The organism is Caloramator sp. ALD01 (genome assembly GCF_000472625.1).
GTDB lineage: Bacteria > Bacillota > Clostridia > Clostridiales > Caloramatoraceae > Thermobrachium > Thermobrachium proteoclasticum.
The window spans coordinates 111,136-123,881 of the sequence record NZ_AXAA01000003.1 but is presented as its reverse complement, the minus strand read 5'-3'; the positions used below and the strand labels follow the sequence as shown (position 1 = coordinate 123,881).

15 protein-coding genes are annotated in these 12,746 nt (G+C 31.1%); 4 read left to right on the top strand and 11 right to left on the bottom strand.

Annotated features, from left to right (window positions below):
* Window positions 1-62: 62 nt before the first annotated feature.
* Window positions 63-518, bottom strand: a complete 456-nt coding sequence (locus tag A3M9_RS0102655; protein ID WP_027307829.1) for a DUF2680 domain-containing protein — start codon at window positions 516-518, stop codon at window positions 63-65.
* Window positions 519-681: 163 nt separating this feature from the next.
* Between A3M9_RS0102655 and A3M9_RS0102650 the strand changes: the two genes are divergently transcribed.
* Both A3M9_RS0102650 and A3M9_RS0102645 read left to right on the top strand, forming a co-directional pair.
* Window positions 682-1,338 (top strand): response regulator transcription factor, encoded by a 657-nt coding sequence (locus tag A3M9_RS0102650; RefSeq protein ID WP_027307828.1) that lies wholly within the window; start codon window positions 682-684, stop codon window positions 1,336-1,338.
* Complete coding sequence (locus A3M9_RS0102645) at window positions 1,335-2,684, top strand: cell wall metabolism sensor histidine kinase WalK (protein WP_027307827.1); 1,350 nt, start codon at window positions 1,335-1,337, stop codon at window positions 2,682-2,684. Before A3M9_RS0102650 ends, A3M9_RS0102645 begins: the two co-directional genes overlap by 4 nt.
* A 19-nt stretch (window positions 2,685-2,703) precedes the next feature.
* Here A3M9_RS0102645 and A3M9_RS0102640 read toward each other — a convergent pair whose 3' ends face one another.
* From A3M9_RS0102640 to A3M9_RS0102625, 4 genes are read right to left on the bottom strand one after another with little or no spacing between them, the layout of a single operon-like run.
* Window positions 2,704-3,024 carry a putative heavy metal-binding protein gene (locus A3M9_RS0102640; protein ID WP_027307826.1) on the bottom strand — a complete coding sequence of 107 codons (321 nt, stop codon included), beginning with the start codon at window positions 3,022-3,024 and terminating at the stop codon, window positions 2,704-2,706.
* Window positions 3,025-3,043: 19 nt separating this feature from the next.
* Window positions 3,044-3,361 carry a hypothetical protein gene (locus A3M9_RS0102635; protein ID WP_027307825.1) on the bottom strand — a complete coding sequence of 106 codons (318 nt, stop codon included), beginning with the start codon at window positions 3,359-3,361 and terminating at the stop codon, window positions 3,044-3,046.
* Window positions 3,362-3,374: 13 nt separating this feature from the next.
* The gene (locus A3M9_RS0102630) at window positions 3,375-3,812 is read right to left on the bottom strand and encodes a DUF86 domain-containing protein (protein ID WP_027307824.1); all 438 of its coding nucleotides are present in this window, start codon (window positions 3,810-3,812) and stop codon (window positions 3,375-3,377) included.
* Window positions 3,793-4,242: a nucleotidyltransferase domain-containing protein gene (locus A3M9_RS0102625; protein WP_027307823.1), complete on the bottom strand. Its 450-nt coding sequence runs from the start codon at window positions 4,240-4,242 to the stop codon at window positions 3,793-3,795. Before A3M9_RS0102625 ends, A3M9_RS0102630 begins: the two co-directional genes overlap by 20 nt.
* Before the next feature lie 96 nt (window positions 4,243-4,338).
* Here A3M9_RS0102625 and A3M9_RS0102620 point away from each other — a divergent pair, with 96 nt between their 5' ends.
* On the top strand, window positions 4,339-4,608 hold the full coding sequence (locus tag A3M9_RS0102620) for a hypothetical protein (RefSeq protein WP_027307822.1): 270 nt from the start codon (window positions 4,339-4,341) through the stop codon (window positions 4,606-4,608).
* 122 nt (window positions 4,609-4,730) lie between these two features.
* Window positions 4,731-6,857, top strand: coding sequence for a methyl-accepting chemotaxis protein (locus tag A3M9_RS0102615; RefSeq protein ID WP_027307821.1), 2,127 nt, complete (start codon window positions 4,731-4,733; stop codon window positions 6,855-6,857).
* 36 nt (window positions 6,858-6,893) lie between these two features.
* Here the strand turns inward: A3M9_RS0102615 and A3M9_RS0102610 are convergent, their stop codons facing one another.
* The 6 genes from A3M9_RS0102610 to A3M9_RS0102585 all read right to left on the bottom strand — a co-directional run bounded on the left by A3M9_RS0102610 (window position 6,894) and on the right by A3M9_RS0102585 (window position 12,713).
* A complete protein-coding gene (locus A3M9_RS0102610; protein WP_027307820.1) occupies window positions 6,894-8,249 on the bottom strand; it encodes a glucose-6-phosphate isomerase in 1,356 nt (451 codons plus the stop codon).
* 118 nt (window positions 8,250-8,367) lie between these two features.
* Complete coding sequence (locus tag A3M9_RS13040; protein ID WP_051350561.1) at window positions 8,368-8,925, bottom strand: flavodoxin family protein; 558 nt, start codon at window positions 8,923-8,925, stop codon at window positions 8,368-8,370.
* 129 nt (window positions 8,926-9,054) lie between these two features.
* Complete coding sequence (locus tag A3M9_RS0102600; protein ID WP_035165684.1) at window positions 9,055-9,855, bottom strand: pyruvate, water dikinase regulatory protein; 801 nt, start codon at window positions 9,853-9,855, stop codon at window positions 9,055-9,057.
* A gap of 118 nt (window positions 9,856-9,973) precedes the next feature.
* Complete coding sequence (gene galT, locus A3M9_RS0102595) at window positions 9,974-10,924, bottom strand: galactose-1-phosphate uridylyltransferase (RefSeq protein ID WP_051350560.1); 951 nt, start codon at window positions 10,922-10,924, stop codon at window positions 9,974-9,976.
* A 43-nt stretch (window positions 10,925-10,967) separates the two neighbouring features.
* Entirely contained in the window at window positions 10,968-11,783 is an 816-nt protein-coding gene (locus A3M9_RS0102590; protein ID WP_027307817.1) for a carbohydrate ABC transporter permease, read from the bottom strand.
* Window positions 11,784-11,795: 12 nt separating this feature from the next.
* Window positions 11,796-12,713: a carbohydrate ABC transporter permease gene (locus A3M9_RS0102585; protein WP_027307816.1), complete on the bottom strand. Its 918-nt coding sequence runs from the start codon at window positions 12,711-12,713 to the stop codon at window positions 11,796-11,798.
* Between the last annotated feature and the right edge of the window lie 33 nt (window positions 12,714-12,746).

The window sequence follows — 12,746 nt, the reverse complement described above, 5'->3', positions numbered from 1 at the left end:
GTAGTAAACAAGTAATCAGATTGTTTACTACTCTTTTTTATTAATATATTTATTTACACATCCTATCTCCTGTTAAACCCATTTCCAAATCCTCTTCTCATTCCTTGACCTAATCCTGCACCATTTCCAATACCTTTTCCTTGGCTATTCCCAAAACCAACACCATATTTTTGACCAAGTCTTTGTGAGCCTGTTCCATCACAATTTGCTATATTGTTTTTAATAGAATTATAAATTTCATCTGCCTGTTCCTGAGTTATCCTTCCTTCCTTTACTCTTTGGTCTAATATTTCTTTTTTATTTTTTAACATCTCATTTTTAAACTCATCAAGCTTTCCTGCTTCCTTTGCTATTGTTCCGTATGTCTTTCCTTGTGCTCTTTCTTGGTATAAAGTTTCTACAGTCTTTCCTGTTAGCTTTGAAACTATATCAACTGGTCTTGTGGCTGCATAAGCAAGTGCAGTTGTTGATACTGCCCCTACTATTAAAAGTCCTAATGCCATCTTTTTCATCTTCATACTAATCTACCTCCTAAAAATTTAATTTATTTATCTTATACTTTGATTATATTTTTATAATGTGATTGATTTATGGGATTTTTGTGTAGATTTTGTGAAGTTCATTTTATTTTTTGATTTTATGTATTAATATATAGTTAAAACAATATTAGGGGGCATTTTTATGAGTAAAATACTTCTTGTAGAAGATGAGGATAAATTAAGACGTGTCTTAAAACTTTATCTTGAAAACGAAGGATATAGCGTTGATGAGGCAAAGGATGGTGAAGAGGCTATAAATTTATTCTCACCCCTTACTCATTCACTTATCATACTTGATGTTATGCTTCCAAAACGTGATGGTTGGAGTGTTTTAAGAACAATAAGAAAGGAAAGCGATGTTCCTGTTATTATGCTAACTGCCCGTGGCGAAGAGGATGATAAATTATTCGGTTTTGACCTTGGAGTGGATGACTATGTTGTAAAACCTGCAAGTCCAAGGGAAATAGTAGCAAGAACTCGTGCCATATTAAAAAGAGTTAAGAAGACTGATGAATCAGAAGGAATACTTATTGATAAATCTGCAAGGGAGGTTAGAGTTAACGGACATACTATTGATTTGACATTAAAGGAATTTGAGCTTCTTTTATATCTGTATGAACATAAAAACATAGCCATATCAAGGGAACAAATACTTGATGCTGTTTGGGGATATGAATATTATGGAGACCTTAGAACTGTTGATACCCACATAAAAAATATAAGAGAGAAACTTGGTGATTATAGGGACTATATTCAAACGGTTAGAGGGTTTGGATATAAATTCGAGGTGAAAAAATGAGAGGAATAAGATATAAGTTAATAGTGTACACATCTCTTTTAATGATTATTCTTTTAGTTTTTAATGTACTTCTGCAAAGTAATATATTAAATAGGTACTATTCAAATACTGAAAGGGATAAACTTATTTCCTATGCACAAGTTATTGAAAAAAATCTTCTAAACCAAGACAAACTAACTTCTGAAATAGAGAAAATTTCAAGCACATTAAATGCAAGAATATCAATTTACGATAGCAATGGAGATATTGTTTTCAAAGAATACTCGCATATGATGGGTATGACAGGCAAAATAATGAATATAGAAAAAAACTATTTAAGCAGTGTTTTAGATGGTCAAATAATATATAGAACAGATGAAATGATGTTAAGGCAGAGCAAGATTATTTCTCTTGGCTATCCTGCTAAATTAAACGGTAATATATTTGCTATATTTATTCATATACCTACAGTTGAAATAAACAATGCAGTATCTAATATATCTAAACAATTTACTTATCTTCTTTTTGTTGCAATACTTATATCCTTTGTTGGTGCATACTTTATTAGTAACAAGTTCACAAAGCCAATCATCGAAATAAATGATGCTGCCAAGAAAATATCAAGGGGAGATTACAGCATAAGACTAAATATAAATACCAATGATGAGATTGAAGAACTTTCAAAAACAATAAACTCAATGGCTGAAAACCTTTCTAAAACTGAAAAATTAAGGCGGGATTTTATAGCAAATGTAACCCACGAATTTAGAACTCCCCTTGGGATTATTAAAGGATATGCAGAGGCACTCTATGACGACATTGTTCCTATAGAAGAGAGGAAGGAATATATTAAGGATATAATTGAAGAGGTTGAAAGGTTAAATAAACTTATAAATGAAAACCTTGAACTTTCTAAAATAGAGTCAGGTAATATAAATTTAAAGTTTGAAGAAGTAAATCTATATGCCTTGTTAAGTGATATTGTAGATAAAATAAAAATAATAAAGGGAAACAGGATTATTTTAATAAATGGAAATGATATATTAATGAAAGCCGATAGATACTACCTTGAGATGGCCATATTAAACATACTGTCAAATTGCATTAAACATACAAAGGATGATGGAATAATTGAAATTAGTATAAGCAATGAAGAAAAAATTACAATAACTATAAAAGATAATGGTGAAGGAATAGAAGAAAAACACCTTCCATTTATTTTTGAAAGGTTTTATAGGGTTAAAGAAAAAGGGGTAGGAGGTCTTGGTTTATCTATTGCTAAAGAGATAATTAAACTTCATAATGGAAACATACAGGTTAAAAGCAAGATAGGAGAAGGAACCACTTTTATAATACAGTTTAAATAAATAGGTGGCAAAATGCCACCTATTCTACTACAACAGCTGTGCCTGATGCTGTAACCATTAGCATACTTCCTGACTGTCCTAATACCTCATAATCAATATCTACACCAACTACGGCATTGGCACCTAAAGCTTGTGCTCTTTGTTTCATCTCCTCAAGTGCTCTATCCCTTGCATAAAGTAGTTCTTCCTCATAAGTAGATGAACGTCCTCCAAAAATATCAGAGAGTCCTGCCATAAAATCCTTTACAAAGTTTACACCGCTTATGACCTCTCCAAAAACAATGCCCTTGTACTCAACTATTTTCTTTCCTTCTATTGAAGGAGTAGTTGTGATAATCATATTTTTATCCCCCTTTTTATTATTTACAACCTGCACAACTTGAGCAGCTTGATTTTACTGGCCTTAAGGAAGTTACTATAAATCCTTCTTTAGGCTCTAAAACATAATCTATTTTTATTCCATCGGAATATTTTAAAACATTTTCATCAGCAAAGTATGTAATATCTCCAACCTTTTCTATTATGTCATCCTCCTTTATATCATCAAAGGCAAGACCAAATTTTGCACCGTGGCACGCAATTGCCTCTACATATATTCTTAATTGATTCTTTTCATTATATATTTTTATTGCCTCCTTTATCTTATCCTCTGCTAATTTTGTTACTTGAACCTCCATTTTAACACCTCTTTTATTTATAATTTTTGTCTAACCACGTCTGCACATATTTTATATACTCTGCAAAGTCATCAAGTTTATTTTTCAGCACATCTATTATAATTTCTTCATCCACTCTTAAATAATCGTGAACTAATATATTTCTAAAGGATGCCATTCCAACTATGTTCTTTGCAAACTTCTCTGGAATTACACCTATTTTATGCAAAGTAAGAAGGGTTTCTCTATAACTATCAGGTTTATCTAATTCCGTTGTAGAAATTATTATATTGGCTATATCTATCACACATTCAACCGAAATTTGTAAACCTCTTTCAATGCCCCAATACCTTAACATATCTCTCTTTAGATTTTCTTTATTTATATCAAATGAAACCTGCTTAAGAAGCAAAAGATTTTTTTGTAGTTCTCTTATCTTATATTCTATAAGTTCAGCTATGTCTTTTGTCATTTAACATACCCCACTTTTCCTTAAAAGTTATATCCATAACCTGCTTTTGTCTGTTTCTATAATATTCCATATCCATATATTCATCCATTGTTTTTGACTCAAATATTACTTTTTCATATTCCGAAACCTTGTAAACAATTTTACCATATTTTATAACTTGAAATTTTAATATTGAATTGGCATCGTTTAGAATAACGACATCTATATCATCTCTATTTAAAATCCCCACCAATTCTGATATAAGATTTATTTTGTCATAGGGTGTATATTCACCCAGCAAAATTGCAATATCAAGATCGCTATTTCTGTTATTTGTACCCTTTGCATATGAACCAAATATATAAATAAGCTTAATATCAAACTGTTCAAGCAAAATATTAATTTTATTATTAATACACTCTACAGCCTCATTTAAATCCTTTTGTTTCATAATTTCACCCTTATATATTTTATTTTACTTCTAAACGTGTTATTATAAATTATTATACCTTACTAAAAAATAATTACAATAAGGATGGTGCTATAGTTGAGACTTTGGGGAAAAATATACAAAAATAATAAGCTAATAAGACACGAAGAGGCAGAATTTAAAGGTGGTGCAGATTATCAAGAGAACCTAAAAATCTGTATAACTGAGATATGTCAAAAACTTGATATTCAAAAGCCCTATTGGCTTCCTAAAAATCTTGAAGAGTATAATAAGTATTCTAAAACTTCCTTTAAACAGGATAATTTTATTGAGGAGATAGATTTTGATTATTTTGAGATTGTGGAACTTGAGGAGGATTTGAGGTAATCAAATCCTCTTATTTAATTTTTTAAATATTTCTTCATTAAAACGTTTGCACATTAATCAAAATTTTAATATAATTAATTTAGAAACATTACTTTTTTTGAACATCGCAGGGGGGAAGTTCTATGAAACTACAAAAAAGGATAAAAAAACCTAAATTTAAGTCTATTAATTTTAAGAATGTTTTTAATTTATTATCGCTTAAACGTTTAAAAGAAACAGATTCAAAGAATAAGATGAAACACAGCTTTAGATTAAAACTTATACTGATATTATGTTTAATATCAATCCTGCCTATGCTTGTAGTAGGTGCTATGCTAAATAAAAGGTCAATTGATATAACAAAAAATGATGCATTTAAAAACCTTGAAAATACACAGGCTTATACATCAAATAATATATCAAAGACTATTAATCAGTATATGAATATCGCCTATATACTAACAACCAATGATATAATTAAAAATTATACATATAGCCTACAAGTTGAACCAAATGATGATATGCAAAACTATTTAAATAATACAGTTACATCATATTTAAACAACCTTGGAGAATTAAATACTGTTTTAATAACAAATAAAGATGGAAAAGTAATTGCACAACCTAATACAACAACAGGGTTAAAATCCCTAAAAGATGCCGATTTGTCAAATTATGACTTCTTTAAAAATGTAAAACATCAATCTAAACCAATTATTTCTTCTGCAATAGCAGATAATAATTTTACAAAACCATCTGTTATTATTTCTGCACCAATCAAAAGTTTATATGGGGATTTTGCGGGTGCACTTATATTCTCTATTGATTTACAAAAGATTTCAACACGATATATCGATGAGGTTAAACTTGGAAAAAAAGGATATTTGTTTGTATTGCAAAAGGACGGAATTACTATAGTTCACCCTGATAAAAAAGAAATAATGAATAAAAACATTTCATCAACTGAATATGGAAACAAAATATTAAGCAATAAAAATGGAGAAATAGAATTTGAATATAACGGAATAAAATATATTGGCTACTTTAGTACAAATGATTTTTTAGGTTGGAAGTTCTCCTCTGTTATGCCATATAGTGAACTTCTAACTATTAGTAATTCAATAAAACATACAACAATATTAGTTATACTTCTTATTTTAATAGTTCTTCCTATACTTGTTTATTTTGCAACAAGATTAGTAACAAAACCTCTTAACGCAATAGCAGGAACAATGAAGCACGTTTCAGAGGGAGATTTAACTGTAAATATACCAATTCACAGGAATGATGAATTTGGTTATATTGCACAAAATATTAATTCAGTATTAGACACAATGCAGAGCTATATTTTAGAAATAAAGAAGACATCAGAAAAAATATTTACCGTGTCAAATACATTAAATTCTTCATCAAATACTATGCTTATTGCTTCAGATGAAGTTGCAACTGCCATAGAGGATGTATCAAAGGGGGCACAGCAACAGGCTGCTGATTTATCTGATATTGTAACACAACTTCAGGACTTTACAAATGAATTAAACAACATTATTAAAAATCTTACTAATGTAAGCAATAAAACAAATGAAACTGAAGAAAAGGCAAATGGCGGTAAGGAAAAAATATCAAACCTAATAGGATACTTTGAAGAAGTTTTAACTGCCTATAAGCTTGTTATTTCAAGATTCAGCGAGCTTGCTGATAAAATAAAGAGTATTTCTAACATAACAGATGTAATTAATAATATATCTGAACAGACAAATCTGCTCTCCTTGAATGCTGCAATTGAGGCTGCTCGTGCTGGAGAAGTTGGACGCGGTTTTGCAGTTGTTGCAGAGGAGGTCAGAAAGCTTGCTGAAAAATCAAAGGAATCATCAAATGAGATTAAAAAATTAGTTGATACTATAATAGATGAAACAGGAAATGTAATTAATACTTCAAATAAAGTTGATAGTTTAATAAAAGAACAAATAGCATTGGCACAGGATGCAGTAAATTCATTTAATGAAATACTTGAATCTATTGAAAATATTCCACCTTATATAAACCAAACATTTAATGCGGTAAATAAGACAGTTCAATCAAAGGATTTAATACTATCAAGGGTTGAGTCTGTAACATCTATTGCTGAAGAAGTATCTGCTTCATCTGAACAAATTACTGCATCATCACAAGAGATGCAACATATTATAAATAGTGTTGCAGAACTATCTAACGAACTTAATTATATATCCGAAAGATTAAACGAACAAATGAGTAAATTTAAAGCATAAAAGAATCCAGTTTGGTTAAACCAAACTGGATTCTTATTATCTATTGTTTAATCTTCTCTCAAGCTCTTCTTTTTGAGCTTCAAATCCTGGTTTTCCAAGAAGTGCAAACATATTCTTCTTATATGCTTCAACTCCTGGTTGGTCAAATGGGTTTACTCCAAGTACATAACCTGAAACTCCACAAGCCTTTTCAAACATATAAACAAGCTTTCCAAAATAGTATGGTGTAACTTCTGGTATATTTATTACTATATTTGGAACTCCTCCATCATAGTGGGCAAGAAGTGTTCCTTCAAAGGCCTTCTTATTAACAAAATCCATAGTCTTTCCAACAAGGAAGTTTAATCCATCTATATTATCTTTATCTTCCTTTATTTCAACATCTGTTTTAACCTTTTCTATGTTAAGTACAGTTTCAAATATGTTTCTTAAACCTTCTTGTATATATTGTCCAAGTGAATGTAGGTCTGTTGAGAAATCAACTGAAGCTGGGAATATACCCTTATTGTCCTTTCCTTCACTTTCTCCAAATAGTTGTTTCCACCATTCTGCAAAGTAATGCATACAAGGTTCATAGTTTACCATTATTTCAGTTGTCTTACCCTTTCTATATAGAGCATTTCTCACTGCTGCATAAAGGTATGCTGGATTATTGAATACATCACGAACTGCACATTCATCCATTGCATCCCTTGCACCCTTCATCATTTCTCTTATATCAACACCTGATACTGCAATTGGAAGAAGTCCTACTGCTGTTAATACTGAATATCTTCCACCAACATCATCTGGAATAACAAAGGTTTCATATCCTTCTGCATCAGCAAGCTTCTTTAATGCTCCTCTTGCCTTATCTGTTGTTGCATATATTCTTTCCTTTGCCCCTTCTCTTCCATACTTTTGTTCCATATATTCCTTAAATATTCTAAATGCTATTGCAGGCTCAGTGGTTGTACCTGACTTTGAAATAACATTAACTGAGATGTCCTTTCCTTCTAACACCTCTAAAAGATCCTTTAAATAAACAGGGCTTATATTATTTCCTACAAAGTATATTTCAGGAGTCTTTCTTTTATCCTTTGGTAGTACATTGTAGAAAGTATGATTTAGCATTTCTATTGCAGCTCTTGCTCCAAGATATGAACCACCAATTCCTATAACCACAAGTGCATCTGAATCTGACTTTATCTTTTCTGCTGCCTTTATAATTCTTTCAAATTCTTCTTTATCATAATCTTCAGGTAGTGTAACCCATCCTAAAAAGTCGTTTCCTGCTCCTGTTTTGTTATGTAGCTTATCGTGTGCATCTAATATTTGTGATTCAAGATATTTTATTTCATGTTCGCCTATAAAGCCTAAAACCCTTGAATAATCAACTGTTATTTTAGACATATTTCTACCTCCATTATTAAATTTTGACTTTTATTTTAATACATTTTTGTTAAATTTGCAACCACAACCTGTATGAAATTCATTGGGTAAAATGAAAGAGAGTAGTATAACTACTCCCTTATATAACTAACTTCTCCCCTACCCTATAGGCGTGGTCTAATACATTTTTGTTTATATTTTCTGCCTTAAGTGTAGTTCCTGCTGCAATTATTTGAGATACAGTCTCTATTCCGTAGGAATTGAAGAAATTTATCAGGTCATCTGCAACTCTTCTATAGGCACTTTCCACATTATGACCTTGAGTTAAAACAATAATTGCTTTTTTCCCCTTTGGAAGTGTTACTTCAAAATGTTCCTTCATAAAGGCAAACATTCTATCCATAAAATTTTTGCCTGTTCCTGTTATATGGCCCATATATATAGGTGAAGCAAAAATTATAAGGTCTGCTTCATTTAGTTTTCCATACAAAAGTTGCATATCGTCCTTTTGTATACATCCGTTTCCCTTCTTACAGGAATAACAGGCCTTACAACCGTTTATGTTCATTGTTGATAATTTATACTTGTCAACCACTACATCACTTTTACCATTTAGTATACCATTTAATATTGTGTCTATTATTTTATCGCAGTTACCACCAACCCTTGGACTACAAGAAATAGCAAGAACCTTCATTTAATCATCTCCTTATTGTTTAAATTTTAGCATATATATTATAACATAATTAATAGCATATTGCTATATTATTTTTCGCAATATGCTACATCATTCTACATATTTACAATATTATTCTACATTATTTTTTTATTCTTGCCAACCAATATGCTCCATTATTATTGCAGCAGTATCCTCTATTGCTTTTTTAGTTACATCTATTACTTTACATCTTAGTCTTTTCATAACCTTCTCTGCATATTCATATTCCAGCAATATTCTCTCTACTGTTGCATATTCTATTTGACTTAAACTTCCACCTAATCTATGTATTCTGTTCTTTCTTATTTCAATTAGCTCCATAGGGTCTATTGTAAGTCCAATTATTTTATTCCTATCTATCTCAAATAGTTCATTTGGTAACTGTACTTCTGGTACTAAGGGAACGTTTGCTGCCTTAATACCTTTGTTTGCAAGATATACGCAAAGAGGAGTTTTTGAAGTTCTTGAAAGTCCAAGCAGTACAACATCTGCATTCTTAATTCCTCTATCGTCTTTACTATCGTCATAAGCTATTGCAAATTCCATAGCTTCAATCTTTCTAAAATAGTCATTATCAAGCTTTCTAACAGCACCAGGCTTAAATATAGGCATTTGGTTTATTATTCTTGCTGTAGTTGCAATACAAGGTCCTAAAATATTTACAATATGTATTCCCTTTTCAACAGCTAAGCTTGTCAAAAAGTCTCTAATGTCAGCCATAACAATGGTTGATATTATCAGTACCTCCTTTGTATCCTCTATTGTTTCTATAAAGGATTTTACATCATCATAGGTTGTAAGATAGGGTACTCGCTTTATTTTTATATCATAATCAAACTGACTGGCTGTGGCTCTTGCCACTTGGTCAGCTGTTTCCCCTATTGAATCTGAAACTGCATAAATAATCATAGCCACACCCTCTTTTTGTAATATTTTATATTTATTTTACTACAATTTTAAGAAAAATAAAATAATTCCGAGAATAAATATAAAAAAATATATAAAAGAAGTAAACAAATGGCATATCTCAGCCTTTGTTTACTTCTTTATCCCTTAAAACTTCTGCTGCATCTTCTGGATACACACTATTTATTATAGCTCCTGTTGATATTTCAAATCCAGCGTGGATATTAGTTCTTGGACAAATATCTATATGAAGGTGATACTCCTTAACTTCCCTATTAATACAGTGAAAATACATATTATATGCTATATCACCTAAATTTCTATTGTATCGTTCAAATAAATCCTTTATAGTATATGCCAAACCTCTAATTTCATCTTCCGTCAAACTAAATAAAGAACTTACGTGCCTTTTAGGCAGTATTTGTGTTTGGTATTGATAAAGTGATGCATAGGGACACAATACAACAAAATACTCATTCTCAATAACTATCCTCTTATTTAAATTTACTTCCTTTTCTATTTCGTCACAATATATACAGCTTTCCTTTCCATAGTAATAATCCCTTGATACATCAAGTTCCTTTAAAATATTATTTGGAATAAAGCTAACGCCTATTATCTGCGAGTGTGGATGCTCAAGGGAAGCCCCTGCTTCTCTTTTATAGTTTTTAAATATTTGTACATACTGAATATCGGGATTTTTATAAATATCAGCTGAAACCCTTATATATAGTTTTATAAGCCTCTCTAAATCTTCTAAGTTAAAGTTATGAATACTACAATTGTGTTTATTACTCTCAACTACTACATAGTGAATTCCCTTTACATCTTGTTCATTTTGCATTGTTACTGCTGGATATTTGTTTTCAACAACCCTCATAATCCAAGGGTCACCAATCTTATATATTGTAGGAGGAGTACTCTCTTCATTCCCTACACAGAAGGGGCATTCCTTTTTGTATTCTACATAATCTGTGGTATTCTTATCTAAAAAATCCTTTGGTCTATCTGCCCTCTTTGCCGAAAATATTACTTGTTCTCCTGTCTCAAAGCTTATTCTGAAATTAGACATTCTGACCTCCTAAATTTTAATATATTATTATAATATGCTTTTGTTATTCCTTCATTCCTGTTGTTGCAATTCCCTTTATAAAGTTCTTTTGGAATATTAAGAAAATAATTATTGATGGTACTGAAAGAATCATAACTCCAGCAAGTACCTGATCCCAGAATTGAAAATATTGTCCATAGAAGGAATTAAGCCCAACAGGTAATGTATATTTACTATCGCTTGTGGCAAGTAAACTTGGCCATAGAAAACTATTCCAATTACCTGTAAACATCAAAATAAACTGCGTTGTAAGTGCTGGTCTTGCAAGGGGAAGAACTATTCTAAAGAATATACCAAATCTACTCAAGCCATCAATCATAGCAGACTCCTCAAGGGATTTTGGTATTGATAAAAAGAACTGCCTCATTAAAAATATTCCAAACAGGCTTGTTAAAAATGGTATAGTTAGTCCCTTATAAGTGTTTACCCATCCAAGCTTAGTTAAAAGAATAAATGTTGGTACCATAACAACTTGTCCAGGAACCATCATAAAGGCAAGTATCGCAAGAAAAAGAGCTTTTTTACCTGGAAAATCTATTCTTGCAAGTGCATAACCTGCCATTGAGTTAAAAAGTAGGTTCCCAAAGGTTACAACAAGAGCTACAAATATGCTGTTTAACATCCATCGTGCAAACGGAAACTTTTTCCATAAGAATACATAATTTTTAAAGCTAAGTTTACTAAAGTCAATTGCTAAATTATTAATTTCACTTGTAGGCTTTAATGAAGTTAAAATACTCCATAAAAATGGACCTATAGAAACTACTGCATAACCTATTACCAATAAATAAAATAGGACTCTTAAAATCCTCTTGCCCATCATTTCACCACCCTATTGATATTGAGTCTCTTCTCCAAATAACTTCTTTTGAACAAGCGTTAGTGCAAATATTATTGCAAATAATATAAATGCTATTGCACAGGCATATCCCATCTTAAAATCTCTAAATCCTGTTCTATATAGATATAAAACAACAGTCATTGTTGCATTTAGTGGCCCTCCATTACCTCCTGATACAACATAGGCTTGGTCAAACACTTGGAAGGTACCAATAAGTGAAACTACTAAATTAAAGAAAAAAGTAGGTCTTAAAAGCGGTAAAGTTACATACCAAAACTGTTGCCATTTATTTGCACCATCTATCCAGGCAGCCTCATATAAGGAATGTGGTATATCCTGAAGCCCTGCAAGGAATATAATCATATAAAGACCAACAGAAGACCAGATGGCCATTCCCATTATAGATGGAAGTGCCAATCTAACATCACCAAACCAGTTATATGGTGGAATTCCAAATAACTTTAAAAATTTATTTAATAGTCCATCTGTTTTAAAAATAAACATAAACATAACAGAAACAGCAACAGTAGATGTTACTGTAGGTATATAATAAGCCACTCTAAAGAAGGTTTTTCCCTTTATATCTGAATCAACAATTAAGGCTAAAATAAGTGCTATAATAAGCTGAATAGGAACAACACCTAAAGAATATAAAGTGGTATTTAAAAGAGCCTTCTTAAAAACTGGATCCTTAAGAGCATTTAAATAGTTATCAAATCCAACCCATTTTGCCTGCCATATAGTATTTTGATCAAGAAAGGAATACTCCTTAAAACTTAAAATAAATGCAACCACTAAGGGGCCTGCAAAGAAAACCAATGTACTTATAACAAATGGTAGAACAAAGAGCCAACCATCTATTTTTTCCCTCGTTTTAACTCTTGTTAAGGTGCCTCTTTTTGAGCTCATAAACTACCTCCTTTAAAAAAGGAAGCACTCAAG